11 protein-coding genes are annotated in these 15,763 nt (G+C 56.8%); 5 read left to right on the forward strand and 6 right to left on the reverse strand.

Going from position 1 to position 15,763, the window contains the following annotated elements:
- Positions 1 to 28: 28 nt before the first annotated feature.
- The 6 genes from lpdA to ACQ4WM_RS04655 all read right to left on the reverse strand — a co-directional run bounded on the left by lpdA (position 29) and on the right by ACQ4WM_RS04655 (position 6,908).
- On the reverse strand, positions 29 to 1,459 hold the full coding sequence (gene lpdA, locus ACQ4WM_RS04630; RefSeq protein WP_436545512.1) for a dihydrolipoyl dehydrogenase: 1,431 nt from the start codon (positions 1,457 to 1,459) through the stop codon (positions 29 to 31).
- On the reverse strand, positions 1,449 to 1,820 hold the full coding sequence (locus ACQ4WM_RS04635) for a PspC domain-containing protein (protein ID WP_436545513.1): 372 nt from the start codon (positions 1,818 to 1,820) through the stop codon (positions 1,449 to 1,451). Before ACQ4WM_RS04635 ends, lpdA begins: the two co-directional genes overlap by 11 nt.
- 117 nt (positions 1,821 to 1,937) lie before the next feature.
- The gene (odhB, locus tag ACQ4WM_RS04640) at positions 1,938 to 3,197 is read right to left on the reverse strand and encodes a 2-oxoglutarate dehydrogenase complex dihydrolipoyllysine-residue succinyltransferase (protein WP_436545514.1); all 1,260 of its coding nucleotides are present in this window, start codon (positions 3,195 to 3,197) and stop codon (positions 1,938 to 1,940) included.
- 78 nt (positions 3,198 to 3,275) lie between these two features.
- On the reverse strand, positions 3,276 to 6,128 hold the full coding sequence (locus ACQ4WM_RS04645) for a 2-oxoglutarate dehydrogenase E1 component (RefSeq protein WP_436545515.1): 2,853 nt from the start codon (positions 6,126 to 6,128) through the stop codon (positions 3,276 to 3,278).
- Positions 6,129 to 6,507: 379 nt separating this feature from the next.
- Positions 6,508 to 6,627: an LPXTG cell wall anchor domain-containing protein gene (locus tag ACQ4WM_RS04650; protein WP_436545516.1), complete on the reverse strand. Its 120-nt coding sequence runs from the start codon at positions 6,625 to 6,627 to the stop codon at positions 6,508 to 6,510.
- Complete coding sequence (locus ACQ4WM_RS04655) at positions 6,627 to 6,908, reverse strand: APC family permease (protein ID WP_436546224.1); 282 nt, start codon at positions 6,906 to 6,908, stop codon at positions 6,627 to 6,629. The genes ACQ4WM_RS04650 and ACQ4WM_RS04655 overlap by 1 nt, the downstream gene beginning before the upstream one ends.
- A 408-nt stretch (positions 6,909 to 7,316) precedes the next feature.
- Between ACQ4WM_RS04655 and ACQ4WM_RS04660 the strand changes: the two genes are divergently transcribed.
- The 5 genes from ACQ4WM_RS04660 to ACQ4WM_RS04680 all read left to right on the forward strand — a co-directional run bounded on the left by ACQ4WM_RS04660 (position 7,317) and on the right by ACQ4WM_RS04680 (position 15,625).
- Positions 7,317 to 7,625: an adenylyl-sulfate kinase gene (locus tag ACQ4WM_RS04660; RefSeq protein ID WP_436545517.1), complete on the forward strand. Its 309-nt coding sequence runs from the start codon at positions 7,317 to 7,319 to the stop codon at positions 7,623 to 7,625.
- A 16-nt stretch (positions 7,626 to 7,641) separates the two neighbouring features.
- The gene (locus tag ACQ4WM_RS04665) at positions 7,642 to 9,912 is read left to right on the forward strand and encodes a type I secretion system permease/ATPase (protein ID WP_436545518.1); all 2,271 of its coding nucleotides are present in this window, start codon (positions 7,642 to 7,644) and stop codon (positions 9,910 to 9,912) included.
- Complete coding sequence (locus ACQ4WM_RS04670; RefSeq protein WP_436545519.1) at positions 9,909 to 11,273, forward strand: HlyD family type I secretion periplasmic adaptor subunit; 1,365 nt, start codon at positions 9,909 to 9,911, stop codon at positions 11,271 to 11,273. The genes ACQ4WM_RS04665 and ACQ4WM_RS04670 overlap by 4 nt, the downstream gene beginning before the upstream one ends.
- Positions 11,263 to 12,762 carry a TolC family protein gene (locus ACQ4WM_RS04675; protein ID WP_436545520.1) on the forward strand — a complete coding sequence of 500 codons (1,500 nt, stop codon included), beginning with the start codon at positions 11,263 to 11,265 and terminating at the stop codon, positions 12,760 to 12,762. The genes ACQ4WM_RS04670 and ACQ4WM_RS04675 overlap by 11 nt, the downstream gene beginning before the upstream one ends.
- A gap of 439 nt (positions 12,763 to 13,201) precedes the next feature.
- Positions 13,202 to 15,625 (forward strand): matrixin family metalloprotease, encoded by a 2,424-nt coding sequence (locus ACQ4WM_RS04680; RefSeq protein ID WP_436545521.1) that lies wholly within the window; start codon positions 13,202 to 13,204, stop codon positions 15,623 to 15,625.
- Positions 15,626 to 15,763: the final 138 nt, after the last annotated feature.

Genomic DNA, 15,763 nt, shown 5'->3' on the forward strand with positions numbered 1-15,763 from the left:
CGACAGCGCCCCGTAGGACTAACTGCGATTAAAAGTTCAGGGTACGCTTGTCAACCGCCAGCGCCGCTTCCTTGGTCGCTTCCGACAGGGACGGGTGAGCGTGGCAGATGCGCGCGATATCTTCGGCCGAAGCCTTGAATTCCATCGCTACCACGGCTTCCGAAATCAGCTCGGAAGCCATCGGACCGACGATGTGCACGCCGAGGATTTCATCGGTGGTGGCGTCGGCCAGGAATTTCACCATGCCGGACGTATCGCCCAGCGCGCGTGCACGGCCATTGGCCAGGAACGGGAAGCTGCCTGCCTTGTAAGCGATGCCTTCGGCTTTCAGCGTCTGCTCGGTCTTGCCTACCCACGCGATTTCCGGCGAGGTGTAGATCACCCATGGAATCGTGTTGAAGTTGGTATGGCCATGCTGGCCGGCGATACGCTCGGCCACGGCAACGCCTTCTTCTTCGGCTTTGTGCGCCAGCATCGGGCCGCGCACCACGTCGCCCACCGCCCAGACGTTCGGCAGGTTGGTCTTGCAGTCGCCGTCGACGGCGATAAAGCCGCGTTCGTCCAGTTGCAGGCCCACTTTGTCGGCGGCCAGGCCGTTGGTGTTCGGCGTACGGCCGATCGAAATGATCAGCTTGTCGAACACAGCGCTGACAGCTTCGCCCTTGGCATCGACGTACTCGACGGTGACATTGTCCGCACCCGGGGTAATGGTACCGATCTTGCAACCGAGGCTGATCTTCAGGCCTTGCTTGGCAAACAGCTTGCCGGCTTCCTTGGCGATCTGCTCGTCGACCGCACCCAGCAATACTGGCAGGCCTTCGAGGATGGTCACGTCGGCACCCAGGCGGCGCCATACGCTGCCCATTTCCAGGCCGATCACGCCGGCGCCGATCACGCCCAGCCTGGCCGGTACGGCGTCGATCGCCAGTGCGCCGGTGTTCGACAAAATCAGTTTCTCGTCAAATGGCGCGCCCGGCAATTCGCGGGCGTTCGAACCGGTAGCGATGATGACGTGCTTGGTCGTCAAGGTTTCGTTGGCGGCGCCAGCCACGCTGATTTCGTAGCCTTCGCCAGCGGCGCCGGCGAACGATGCGCGGCCGTGGAAGAAGGCGATCTTGTTCTTCTTGAACAGGTACAGGATGCCGTCGTTGTTCTGCTTGACGACGGTATCCTTGCGCTTCAACATCTGGCCCAGGTTCAGTTTCAGGCCGGCGACATCGATACCGTGCTCGGCGAAGCTGTGGCCCGCGTGTTCGAAATGCTCGGACGATTGCAGCAGCGCTTTCGACGGGATGCAGCCGACGTTGGTGCAAGTGCCGCCAGGAGCAGCGCCGCCCTTGGCGTTCGACCACTCGTCGACGCAAGCAACGGTAAAGCCCAGTTGGGCGGCGCGGATTGCGGCGATATAGCCGCCAGGGCCGGCGCCGATAACGACGACGTCAAATTGTTTAGTACTCATGTTTTGTTATTCCAATCTCTTCGTCAGGGACGAAAATCCACAATAGAAGGTAAATCACCACGCCAAAGCCGAAGGTCAGCGTAAACAGCACGAACACCAGGCGCCAGATCCATGCTTCCATGCCGGAAGCGCGGCCCAGGCCGCCGCAGACGCCGCCCAGCCAGCGGTCATTGTGCGAGCGGCGCAGCCGGCTGAACTCTTGTACCAGGTCGTTCGAAGGACTATCGCCGAACGTAGTGTCCGGTTTGTCCAGGTTGATGCCGCCCAAAAGCTTGGCCTTGGCTTGCGCAAATTCGCTATCGCTCAATGCGCCAGCCAGGTGTAACTCATGCAGACGCTTGATTTCTTCAGAGACGTTCATGGGAATCCTCTTTGAGTTGAGATCAGCCAGCTGCGTCTTCTGGCACGGGGTACAACGGTGCTGCTTGCACTGCCCCGGCGGCTGCGCCGGGGCGTACGTGGTACTACAGCTCAGGTATTACAGGTCCAGCAGCAGGCGTGCCGGATCTTCCAGTGCTTCTTTCATCGCGACCAAGCCCAGTACGGCTTCGCGGCCATCGATGATGCGGTGATCGTAGGACATTGCCAGGTAGTTCATCGGACGAATCACGATCTGGCCGTTTTCCACGACAGCACGGTCCTTGGTCGCATGCACGCCCAGGATGGCCGATTGCGGCGGGTTGATGATCGGGGTCGACAGCATCGAACCGAAGGTGCCGCCGTTCGAGATCGAGAAAGTACCGCCGGTCAGGTCGTCCAGGGTCAGCTTGCCTTCTTTTGCCTTGGCGCCGAATTCGCCAATTTTCTTTTCGATCTCGGCGATCGACATCTGGTCGGCATTGCGCAGGATAGGCACTACCAGGCCACGTGGCGAACCGACCGCGATGCCGATGTCGAAGTAGCCGTGGTAGACGATGTCATTGCCATCGACCGAGGCGTTGATGATCGGGTACTTTTTCAGGGCGGCAACAGCGGCCTTGACGAAGAAGGACATGAAGCCCAGCTTGACGCCATGCTCTTTCTCGAACTTGTCCTTGTACTTGTTGCGCAGTTCCATCACTGGCGCCATGTTCACTTCATTGAACGTGGTCAGGATGGCGTTGGTCGATTGCGATTGCAGCAGGCGCTCGGCGATACGGGCGCGCAGGCGGCTCATCGGCACGCGCTCTTCCGGACGGTCGCCCAGGTTGGCGGCGGCTGGTGCGGCGACTTGCTGCAGGGCTGGCTTGGCGGCCACTGGCGCAGGAGCGGCAGCAGCTGGCTTGGCGGAAGCGGCCAGGGCATCGCCCTTGGTCACGCGGCCGTCTTTGCCGGAACCGGCGACGTCGCCGGCGGCCAGGCCTTTTTCGGACAGGATCTTGGCGGCGGCAGGCATCGCCACGTCACCCTTGGTGGCAGCGGCGGCAGGCGCCGAGGCGGTCGCGGTTTCCTGTGCGGCGGCAGCCAGGGCCGGTGCAGGGATGGCCGACACTTCCAGCGGGCTGACCTTGGCCGAACCTTCGGTATCGATGATGGCGATCACTTCGCCGGCAACCACGGTGGCGCCGTTGTCCTTGATGATTTGCACGATCACGCCAGCGGCTGGCGCCGGCAATTCCAGTACCACTTTATCGGTTTCGATATCGATCATGTTCTCGTCGCGCGAGACTGGCTCGCCGACTTTTTTATGCCATGCCAACAGGGTTGCTTCTGCGACCGACTCCGACAACTGGGGTACTTTGACTTCGATTTGTGCCATGTAAAACTCCGTTTATTTTGTTATTGCGGCGCCGCCACTGCGTAGCAGCGGCGGCGCTCCGTGACAGTTGCCGACCGTTTACTTGGTCAGAATAAAGCCCTTCAGCTTCGAGAATGCCGTTTCCAGCAGATCTTTTTGCTGGGCGTAGTGCTTGTCATAGTAACCGACAGCCGGCGACGCCGAAGCAGGACGGCCGGCGTATGCCAGGCGTTGACCGGCTTCCAGGCCTTCGAAGATGTTGTGCTGGATCTGGAACCAGGCGCCCTGGTTTTGCGGCTCGTCCTGCGCCCATACCACTTCGACCAGGTTCGGGAACTTTTTCAGTTCCGCAGCGAACGACTTGTGCGGGAACGGATACAGCTGTTCCAGGCGCACGATGGCCGTGTCAAGCTGGCCGCGCGTCTTGCGTGCGTTGACCAGATCGTAATACACCTTGCCCGAGCAGGCGATCACGCGCTTGACCTTCTTGGCGTCGATTTTCTCGTCGACTTCGCCGATCACGGTCTGGAAGCTGCCCTTGGACAGGTCGGTCAGCGGCGAGCCGGCGTCCTTGTTGCGCAGCAGCGACTTCGGCGTCATGATCACCAGAGGCTTGCGGAACTGGCGCACCATCTGGCGGCGCAGCAGGTGGAAAATCTGCGAAGCCGTGGTCGGCTGCACCACTTGCATGTTGTTGTCTGCGCACAGCTGCAGGAAACGCTCGGGGCGGGCCGACGAGTGCTCCGGACCCTGGCCTTCGTAACCGTGCGGCAGCATCATGACCAGGCCCGAAGCGCGGCCCCATTTTACTTCGCCGGAGCTGATGAACTGGTCGATGACCACTTGCGCGCCGTTGGCGAAGTCGCCGAACTGGGCTTCCCAGATCGTCAGCGTGTTCGGCTCGGCGGTCGAGTAGCCGTATTCGAAGGCCAGTACGGCCTCTTCGGACAGCACCGAGTCGATGACGGTGAACGGCGCCTGGCTGTCGGACACGTTTTGCAGCGGAATGTAAGTACCGGCATCCCAGCGCTCGCGGTTCTGGTCGTGCAGCACCGCGTGGCGGTGAACAAAAGTACCACGGCCGGCGTCCTGGCCGGTCAGGCGGATCGCGTAGCCGGACGACACCAGCGAAGCGTAGGCCAGGTGTTCGCCCATGCCCCAGTCCAGGTTCATTTCGCCACGGCCCATGGTGCCGCGGTCGCCCAGGACTTTTTCAACCAGCGAGTGGACCTTGAAGTTTTCCGGCACGGTGGTGATGCGGCCAGCCAGGCGTTTCAGTTCGGTCATCGGCACGGCCGTGTCGGCCGAGTCGGTCCATTTCTTGTTCAGGAACGGCAGCCAGTCGACTGCGTATTTGTTCTTGAAGTTCGAGATGACCGGGTCGACGGTATGCTTGCCGGCGTCCATCGCGTCGCGGAAGGCGGCGACCATCTTGTCGCCATCTTCGGCGCCAATCACGCCTTGCGCCACCAGCTTGTCCGCGTACAGCTTGCGGGTGCCCGGATGCTGGCCGATTTTCTTGTACATCAAAGGCTGGGTCAGCGCTGGCGTATCTTGCTCGTTGTGGCCCAGTTTGCGGTAGCAGATGATGTCGAGCACGATGTCCTTCTTGAACTCCATGCGGTAGTCGAGCGCGATTTGCGTCGCCAGTACCACGGCTTCAGGATCATCGGCATTGATGTGCAGTACCGGCGCTTCGATCATTTTCACGACGTCCGAGCAGTACAGGGTCGAGCGTGCATCGCGCGGGTCGGAGGTGGTGAAACCGATCTGATTGTTGATGACGATATGCACGGTACCACCGGTGTGGTAGCCACGCGTTTGCGCCAGGTTCAACGTTTCCATGACCACGCCCTGGCCGGCGAAAGCAGCGTCGCCGTGCACCAGGATAGGCAGCACTTGCGCGCCTTGCGCGTCGCCGCGGCGGTCCATGCGGGCCTTGACGGAACCTTCGACTACCGGGTTGACGATTTCCAGGTGCGACGGGTTGAACGCCAGCGACAGGTGGACCGGGCCGCCTGCGGTGGCGATGTCGGACGAGAAGCCCTGGTGGTATTTCACGTCGCCGGCAGGCAGGTCGTCGCCGTGCTTGCCTTCGAATTCTTCAAACAGTTCCTGCGGCGCCTTGCCCAGGGTGTTGACCAGTACGTTCAGGCGGCCGCGGTGGGCCATGCCGATGACGATTTCCTGCACGCCTTTTTCGCCGGCGCGCTGGATGGTTTCATCCATCGAAGCGATAAAGGTTTCGCCGCCTTCGAGCGAGAAGCGCTTCTGGCCGACATAGCGTGTGTGCAGATAGCGTTCCAGGCCTTCGGCTGCCGTCAGGCGGTCCAGGATGTGGACTTTTTTCTCGGCGCTGAAATTCGGGGTGGAGCGGATCGATTCGAGTTTCTCTTGCAGCCAGCGCTTTTCGGCCGGGTCGGAGATGTACATGAATTCGGCACCGATCGAGCGCGTGTAGGTGTCGCGCAGGTAGTTCAGCAGATCGCGCAGGGTGGCGGTCTCGGGGCCGAAATAGGTATTGCTGATGTTGAACACGGTGTCCATGTCGGCATCGTTGAAACCGTAGAAGCTCGGCTCCAGTTCCGGCAATGCAGGACGTTCCTGGCGCTGCAGCGGGTCCAGGTTGGCCCAGTGCGAACCGAGGTAGCGGTAAGCGGCGATCAGCTGCGTGGCGGCGACGCGCTTGCGGCCCATTTCGGCGTCGAACGAGGCGGTAACGGTGCGGATCGGACCAGCCTTGGCGCGCTCGGCGAACGAGGCAACCACGGATGCGTGGCCGACGTCAGGCTTGTTGGAACCGTCGACGGCAGGTACGTGCTGCATCGCGTCGAAATACGCACGCCAGTTGTCAGGTACCGAGCCGGGATTGTTCAGATACGCTTCGTACAGGTCTTCCACGTACGGAGCATTCCCACCGAACAGGTAGGAGTTGGTCGTTAATTGTTGCATATATTGCTCACCTCTCTTCGCGCTTCGCGAGGAATTAGCGGGTTAATCTAACCTTCCGCGACACGGCCTGACCGGTTAGCGGATTGCACATCAAGTTGTGGGGAAGGGCTTGTTTATTGCACCAGCATTCTGCATACCGTCATTCAGAGTAGCACGCGGTATTGTAACGCAACAACTGCCGCCTGACTTTTATTTGGCAAGCAAACGTAAGGTTTTACCGGAATGGCGGTCTTTCGCAAGCGCCCAACCCGGCCACCAAGCACGAATTGCGCTTGCAGGCATTTCCCATATCACTCAACTGTTTGCTTCGCATCTTTGCAGCGGCAAGCCATATGGTGGATTTTTTAATCAACACAGGATTTCCGGTGATGAAGTCCGCTTAGTGCTGGTTTTTCCGGCGCAGCAGGTACACCGCCGCGCCGAGCGCAGCCCACGCGCCCAGCACCGCGTAAGGCCGCCAATCCGTGTTAAAGCCGATGACGAGGATCAGTACCGACATCACTGCACCGCACTGGCACACCACGCAACCACGTTCGCCGGCAACACAAAGCCACTGCTCAGTTCTGGATGACTGCGCACCACCTTACGCGCAGAAATACAGATGCAGAAATACTTGATCAGGATCGGCACATTGATGGCGAGGAACAGGAAGGTCAGTTCGGTGGGCAAGAGAAGACCGACGCTGGCCAGCTGGAAGACAGCGAAGCAAGCTACGTGGGGCGACTTCCAGCGTGGGTGGATTCTGGCAAACACCTCCGGCAAGGCGCCGCTGCGCCCCATCGCATACAGATTGCGGCTAAACCCGTACGCTTCGTTATCTCATGCAACGACAAATTGTCGCGCAGATACATCCGTCGAATCTTGCCCAAAATTTCCATGGTGATCACCCTGTTTTCTCCTGCCTAGAAAGTAGGCAGCAGTAGTAGAACACTTGGGTCAATTTTCGATCAGCATTCCCCTTGTAGGTGGGTCAATTTTCGGTCAGCGACAACATATGGGCCGCAAACAGAAGTAAACGCAACATTACTATTTTGTAATGCAGTACGCCGGAACGCTCCGCTAGAATCAACGCGTCAATGTTGGCAGCTTGTCATACTGCAACGCGTGACATCTGCGGCGGTGATTGGCGTCTTCGGGCGTCGTTGTAGCGTGCAATGCCATCGTTGAGCAACCGCTAGCGAAGGCGATATGTATGAAACGATAACACTGGCGGGCGGCGAGCATGCGGTTCTGGCATTGAACGGACGTGCGTATGCGGAGGTATATGTCGCGACCGTTCAAGCGATATGCGTTGCCCGCAGCCCGAAAGGTTTGTATCAGCGCGCGTTGGACGGCAAGCTCAATGGAATGACGGGCCTGCAAGCGCCCTACGAACCGCCATTAGCGCCAGAGATACGCATCGATACATCGACCTTGGACGTCGAGGAATGTATCGCTCTTTTGCTCGCGTATGAACCGTGCGTTTCGAGCGGATCCAATCGAACCGAAACGCGGTAGTCAAGGGATGAACAGAATGGTTTCAGCAATTCCCGCGTCGCGCGAACCCGTGGCGACATCAACAGATTCTCCAACCGACAGTGGCTTGCGCTGCCTGATACAAATGGCAGGGTTCCACGGCATTCCCGCAGATGAAGAAATGCTTCGTCACTCGTTTGGGCACGGAGCGCCATTCGGCAATGAGGCTATTCTGCTGGCGGCGCGAAGCTTGGGCTTCAACGCCAGACAACTCAGGCAGGATGCTCGCCGCCTTCACCTTGCACCGTTGCCGACGATTGCCCAAGATAAGGAAGGACGCTATTTTATCCTCGCCAAAATCGACCAAGATGCTACTCAAAATTTGGAGTCCACCGTTTCATACAACGATGCCTCCGTTCGCGGACGCGTGCTCATACAGCGTCCCGGCGAACCACCCCAAGTGCTTACTCTCGCCAACTTCCTTGACCAGTGGACCGAAGAACTTATTTTTTTTACCAGCAAGGCTAGCTACATAGGCGCGACCTCACGTTTTGACTTCACCTGGTTCATTCCTGCGATTGTCAAATACAGGCGGCTGCTCGGCGAAGTATTGCTCATTTCACTGGTTCTTCAATTGATCGGCCTAGCCACGCCGATGGCATTTCAGGTAGTGATGGATAAAGTGCTCGTCAATCACGCAATGAAGACCCTGAACGTCGTCGCTATCGGACTCGTTTGTGCAACCTTGTTCGACTCTGTGCTCACGTTAATCCGTACCTACGTTTTTTCACATACCAGCAGCAAGATTGACGTCGAGCTAGGCGCGCGGCTATTTACGCACCTTCTGAATTTGCCAATCGCGTATTTCCAAGCTAGACGTGTGGGCGATTCCGTGGCCCGTATCCGCGAGCTGGAAAATATCCGTGCGTTTCTAACCGGCAATGCGATGACGCTCGTGCTCGACGTTATGTTCTCCTTCGTTTTTCTTTCGGTAATGCTTTGGTACAGCCCCGTGCTGACTTTGATTGTGGTCTGTTCGATACCAGTTTACTTTGTGCTGTCGCTGGTCTTTACCCCAATCCTGCGCACGCGGCTGAACGATAAATTCAACAAAAGTGCCGAAAACCAGTCATTCCTAGTCGAGACCATAACTGGCATCGATACAGTCAAGGCGATGGCTGTAGAACCACGCTGGCAGCAAAAATGGGAGAAACAACTGGCGTCGTATGTGTCGGCCGGGCTTTCCGCTACAAACGTAGGTATGGTTGCCAGCGGGGGCGTGACGTTAGTAAGCAAATTGGTGACGGCAGCCATCATGTGGTTCGGCGCCGCATTGGTCATCGATGGCCAACTGTCGGTTGGCGAATTGATCGCATTCAACATGTTATCCAGTCAGGTGGCCTCTCCGATCATCCGGCTTGCTCAGCTTTGGAATGACTTTCAGCAGGTCGGCATTTCCATGGGACGGCTCGGCGATATCTTGAACACCCGCACGGAAGTTGCGACGCAAAAGTCCCGGCTGCCGCGTCTGGCCGGCGCAATCGAATTCGATAACGTTTCCTTCCGGTACCGACCGGATGCGCCTATCGTCATTCAGGCGTTGAGCATCAAAATACGGTCGGGCGAAGTGATCGGTATCGTTGGGCGCTCCGGCTCGGGAAAGAGCACGCTGACCAAGCTAGTTCAGCGCCTCTACGTACCCGAAAAAGGCAGGGTGCTGGTCGATGGCCACGATATTTCTATCGTCAATGCGACGTCATTGCGCCATCAGCTGGGCGTAGTCTTGCAAGAAAACACGCTCTTTATGCGCAGCATTCGTGACAATATCGCGCTCAGCAATCCGGCCTTGCCGATCGAAGCCATCATCGACGCGGCCAAGTTGGCAGGTGCACATGAGTTCATCTGTGAATTACCAGAAGGCTACGATACCGCCGTCGGCGAAAACGGCACCGGGCTGTCGGGTGGACAGCGTCAGCGTATTGCGATCGCGCGCGCGTTGATTGCGAATCCGCGCGTACTCATTTTCGATGAAGCGACTAGCGCGCTCGACTATGAGTCCGAGAGCATCATCCAGGCCAACATGCGCCGCATTTGCCAGGGCCGCACCGTGCTCATCATCGCGCATCGACTCTCGGCAGTGCGTGACGCGGATCGCATCGTGGTAATGGAGCGGGGCCAGATTTCAGAAGTTGGCAGTCATCAGGAATTGTTGTGCAATCCTCACGGCATTTACACCCATCTGCATCGACTCCAGCACGGCGATCACGAAAGTAGGGACGAGGACGCTCTCCCACCGGAACATTGCGGCGGGCGTGGAGTCACCACATGACAATGCGCCACAGAATGGCAGCCTACCGGGACCTTTTGAAACTCTATCGTGCAGCCTTAGCTCATGCATGGCAGCGCCGGCATACCCGAGCCGCACGTCTGTTCAGCGAGCAGGAAGCCGAATTTCTGCCTGGCGCGCTTTCGCTGCAAGAGAGACCGGTCTCGTCGACCGCAATGGTCACAGCTAGGGTGCTGTGCCTGCTGATCGCGGTGCTCATCATTTGGTCCATCCTCGGCCATATTGATATCGTGGTTAGCGCGCAAGGCAAGATTATACCAAGTGGGCACATCAAAACCATCGCTTCCGTCGATACTGCCAGCGTGCGTGCGTTGCACGTCGTGGAGGGGCAACAGGTAAAGTCTGGCGATGTGCTTGTCGAGCTCGACACCAGCGCGAGCGATGGAGAACGCGACAAGGCAATCGACAGTCGCAGTGAGGCCGTTCTGCAGGAACTACGTGCGCGCGCCCTGATTGCAGCATTGACTAGTAATGAACGCCCGCGGTGGCCCTCTCTCCGTGCGTTGCAGCACGAAGATTCTCGCATTACAGCTGTGCAGTCCCGCGCGGAGGAACTGCATCTCGAAGGCGTGTATCGCGACTATCTCGCGAAACTGACTCGTATCGACGGTGACATTGCACGCTACACCCAGGCCCTACCACTGGTCACCCAGACTGCACAGGATTACGGCGCACTGCTGAAATCGCACGATATCTCGGAACATGCTTGGCTGGAGAAAGAGCACGCGCGCGTTGATCTGGAGGGACAACTTGCGGATGCGAAGAACCAGCGCGCTGCGCTACGGGCCGAAACCCGACGAGATGCCTATGACCAGCTGACTGAGGGCACCAAATCGAGGGCCGCTGCGGATCAGGATGCCATTCGGTTCGAGTCCCACAGCAAGTTACTGCGACTCATTGCACCTGTCGATGGCGTGGTGCAACAGTTAACCGTTCACACGATCGGCGGTGTCGTCGCGGCCGCGCAACCTTTGATGGAGATTGTGCCCAATGAAAAAACCGTCGAGGTCGAGGCAACCGTCGATAACAAAGACATCGGGTTCGTGCAGGAAGGCCAAGCCGCGCAGGTCAAGGTCGGCGCATTCGAGTACACCAAATACGGCACCGTTCAAGCGACCGTGGCGCATGTGTCGAGGGATGCAGTGCAGGACGAGAAAAAAGGCCTGCAGTACCTCAGTCGCATCACGCTCAGTCGCGCGACGATCAATGTGGACGGCCGCACGCTCGCGCTAACACCAGGTATGGCAGTCAACGTTGACATTAGGACGGGTGATCGTCGCATTATCGAATATTTCTTGGCGCCATTACTTCAACATCAGCGCGAGAGCTTGCATGAACGTTAAAATTTTTCGATCTACCTCTGCGACAACGTTTCTGTACCAGCTTGGGTTCCTAATCATCACGCTGGCGTGTGCTGGGACAACGGTCGCGGCGGGGCCAATGGACTTGCTCCGCGCTGCATGGTCCGATCCTTTGGCCACCCGCCCGGCCGTGCTCGATCACGGCCATCCTCTTCCGGGGGATGAATTCATTCTTGGTTGCTCGGTCACCAGCCTTGACGATGCGCCCTTGAGTCTCGAACGGGCCGTGGACCTGGCACTTTGCACCAATCCAAAAGTTAAGAACACATGGCTCGGCATCAAAGTGCAAGCCGCCGCACTGGGTGTGGTGGAAGCGGCTTATCTGCCGACCGTTTCGGCCAACCTGGGACGTGAGCGCAGTGCAACAGGCTATCCCGACTCGCCTGTCCCAGCCAGCACAGTATCAGGCAACACTGCCTACGCCTCGCTCAACTGGCGACTGTTCGACTTCGGCGAGCGCGCCGCCGATCGCGAGTCGGCCAACCTTTTACTGGTGAGCGCCATCGAAACCCATGACGCTATGTTGCAGAAAGTCATGGAAGACACGATCCAGGCATACTTCGATGCGCAGAGCGCGCGCGCGACATGGCAGGCGAAAGAGGAAGGTGAGCAGATCGCCAACGCGACCTTTGCCAGCGCCCAGCGCCGGGAGGGGCATGGCGCGCTGGCACATGGCGATACGTTGCAGGCAGCAGCCGCACATGCGCATACATCGCTCGATCGCAATCGGGCGCTGGGCGACTATCTCAAAGCCTGTGCTGTCCTTGTCTACATGATGGGCATTCCGCCCGATTCCGAGATCGTCCTGGCCGACATCGACCCGGTGGTGGCCGCGTCGCCGCTCATGCCCCAGTACAGCAGAGTTGATCTCGCCGCATGGTTAGAGGAGGTTCGGCGCACACATCCTTCCATTATGGCTGCACGATCCCAATGGGAAGCCGCACGCGCGACGCTCAGGTCCACCCAAGCGTCTGGAAGGCCGACTATCGACTTCGCGGCAAATTATTACAGAAACGGTTACCCGAACCAGAGCATTTCTGGTGTCGGTTCCCATGTGCGTACCGTAGGGGTTTCTATTTCATTTCCGATTTTCTCGGGTTTCTCCTACACATACAAAGTCCGTCAGGCCGCAGCATTAGCGGAGCAACGTGAAACGAACGTGCTCGAAACAGAACATGACATATTGACGGACCTCGTCAAAGCCTATTCAGATGCGCGCTCTGCACTTGAGAGCTTGGATGCGTCCGCTTTGCTTCTCTCCGCCGCGCAGGGAGCGCTAATCTCATCTCAGCGAAAATATGACAGAGGCGCTACCGATATCACCGAAATTCTGAATGCACAAAAAGAACTTGCGGATGCCAAAAATGAACGCGTGCGCGCGATAAATGACTGGCGCTCAGCAAGACTTCGCCTAATGGCTGCTGCCGGTCAACTTGGGAGAAAGCAACTGGCGGTCGGCATGGTGAATTAGGAAAGACCAATTCGTCGCCGTTTTTCGGGAAGACTCAACTAAGGCTGCCTGTTCAAATGCATGATCTGATAAAGAGAGGTTGTTAATATGATATATAGATTTTTCGCTTGGTACCGTTCCATGCCACTGCTGCGTCGAAGATTTTTGGTTTTCATGCTTGTTCCGGTCCAGGAATATATTTTTTTGGGACCTTCCAGGATGGCTTTAAATTTTATCGCGAAGTCAAGTCCAAATCTTGCGATAGCATTATTGCCGGCAATCTTGGTTATGGGGGTAATGACAGCGGCAATTATATGCATTTTTGCATACGAATTTTTAGGTGTTGGGAAGGAGATAAAAAATAGGTTTATTCGGTTATTTGTATTTTCTTGTGTCATCGGTTTTATTTTTACTTGGGTAATTTTTCCGTTGCATGTGATAAAATGATTGGAGATCAATAATGAGCACAGTAGGAGTAGCCGGCGTTGTCGCCGGAGTCATCGACGGATCAAGTTCAATTATTCAACACATTCAGGAACTCCAAAAAAATCCGAACGATCAGGTTGCGTTTGCCCAGGTTAATGCGGATTACCAGAATACTATTGCTGCTATGACGGCGCTGGTGCCGGGAATAGGGGCGAGTACTGCTTTTGTGGCGCTTAGTGCCGATTTCAATCTTTTAATTCAAAAGATTGGAAATGGGGCTGAGTTTAGCAAGTCTGATTTTATCCCGATCGTGGGGAATGTTGTAACTCTTACCGGGCAGGTCGTAGAGGCTGCTGGTCTGGCAGGAACGCCGGCAACGGGTGGTCTCAGCTTGGTGGCGGGTATCACAGCAGGTGAGGTGTTTGATGGACTAGGCGCTGCGGTCAATTTCTATGGTCTGGGCGTGGATATAAAGGATGTTCGCGCCACGCTTGGCCAGTTGGCAGATGCGATGGCGTCGAGCACTAACGAATCGGCACCCACAACAATTCCCCAAGTGATTATTACCGGAGATCGGGTCACGACGATCAACTCGGCTTGGTCTAGCGACGGGAAAACTTTGACTGAAAATTTATCTGACCAAAGTACCAGATTCACGACCGTCTCCCCAGATGGCACATCGGTAACAAAAGTTTTTCAAGAGGCCGATGGGCACACCTCGATGACGCAATCCGAATTTTATACTGACAGCAGTCGGTCTACATTGTCTTCTGCCGTTGAAAGCGCAACTGACTCTGCGACGAACAAAACCACGATAACGACCACTTATTACAACTCCGGCACTCCGACGTTTGACACCGAAGTAATCGATAACGCAAACCCAGGTACAATTATCGGATCAGCGACTGGATCGCTCAATCAAGATGGATCAATTTCTAGTGGCTCCATAAATGGAAGCGGAATCCAAATCAACGCGAATGGTGCAAATATAACACTAAATTCCGGCGCTCAAGTAAGTAGCGCGGGTTTAGATAATACGATTAACGCAACCGGAGCCCAAATTAACGTCGAGGACAATTCGCGCGCGAATATTTTTGGCGACAATGACTTAGTCACGGGGGGCGCTAATGATAATTATGGCGTCTATGGAAGCAATAATTCGGTGTTTTTGACAGCCGGTTCCAGCGTCTGGCTCGGTGGAAACGGGACGTCCGGCAATGATGCCGTGTTTGCGAACGGAGGCACAGTAACAGTTTCCGACTCATTTGACGCCTCTATTTCAGGCGGGACCATCTATGCTGGAAGTAACGATTTTCTTTCGATATTCGGTGATAATACTCATGCCATTGTCAATGGAAACAACACCGGGATCGTCAATTTTGGGGCATCCGACGTGACAACTGTATATGGTTCATATGACAGAATTGATAATTACGGCAATGGCGATATAACTAGCAACTATGGCGCGGGTGACGCCACTTATAACAATGGTTCATTCGAGCAAAATTACAATTACGGTGACGACGATTACGGCTGGAACGGAGGTGCGTCGGATACAAACTATGATGCAAACCCGACTAACACCGGAGGCGGCTATACACCTGATCCTAGTCCCGGCGATGGGGGCGATGGTGGCGGCGATGGGGGCGGAGGCGGTGGGGGCGATGGGGGCGGCGGCGATGGCGGCGATGGCGACTATGACAGCTCTTACGGTCGTTCAACTAGGGTCACGATGTCTGATTCGACCGCAGCTAGCAATGTCGGAGCGCTCGCGCAACACGATAAAATGCATGGCAATGCAAGCGCGGGGGCAAGATGGGACCATCGCACGATCAGTTGGTGCCTGGGAAGCGGCGGGCAGTTCAGTGGCAGTATGAACCCCGCTGAAGAAAAAGCGGCAAAGCAAGCGTTTGCCGCATGGGGCGCAGCCACCGGATTGACCTTCATGGAAATAGCACCGGGGGCTGGGGCTGATATCACCGTTGGCATGGGCAGCTTTAATACGCCGGACACCAATGTCACTGGCATCACAACGCTGAAGACAGTTGACGGCAAAATTCAGCCTGGGGTGGTCGTCCGCGTGGAAGACACGTCCAAAGATCTGCTTGTTGCCGGTGCCGACGGTATAAACGTGTACGGCGGCACCGACGTAACCTTTAGTCAAGCATTGCTACATGAAATCGGCCATGCACTCGGCTTCGGCAGCAACTCAGACCCGACTTCGGTCGAGTCATATGATTTGAACGCCGCTAACCGCATTTTAGGCGTCAATGATCTTAGCCGTGCCGCAGCGATGTATGGCAAAGACAGCGACACCGTTCAAAGTACTCAGCAGATTGTCCAGGCGATGAGTTCATTTGCGCCAGCATCAATGGTGAATAGCGAAGCTGCAAACAACGCGAATATTATCACCCCATCTAACCTGTTCATAAGCCGTCAGGCACACGCGATCCGATAATCACTTTGCTCATCGCGACCCAAATTGCCCCACCGTGCCGATCGAAATTTGACCGAGGGCGGGGTGCTGCGTTCTTGAGTGTCGGCGGCGGATAAGCGTACCAAATATGGAAGGGGAATTAGTGGAGGTCGAAGCCCA

This window comes from Janthinobacterium longum, assembly GCF_051380735.1.
Classification (GTDB): Bacteria; Pseudomonadota; Gammaproteobacteria; order Burkholderiales; family Burkholderiaceae_D; genus Janthinobacterium.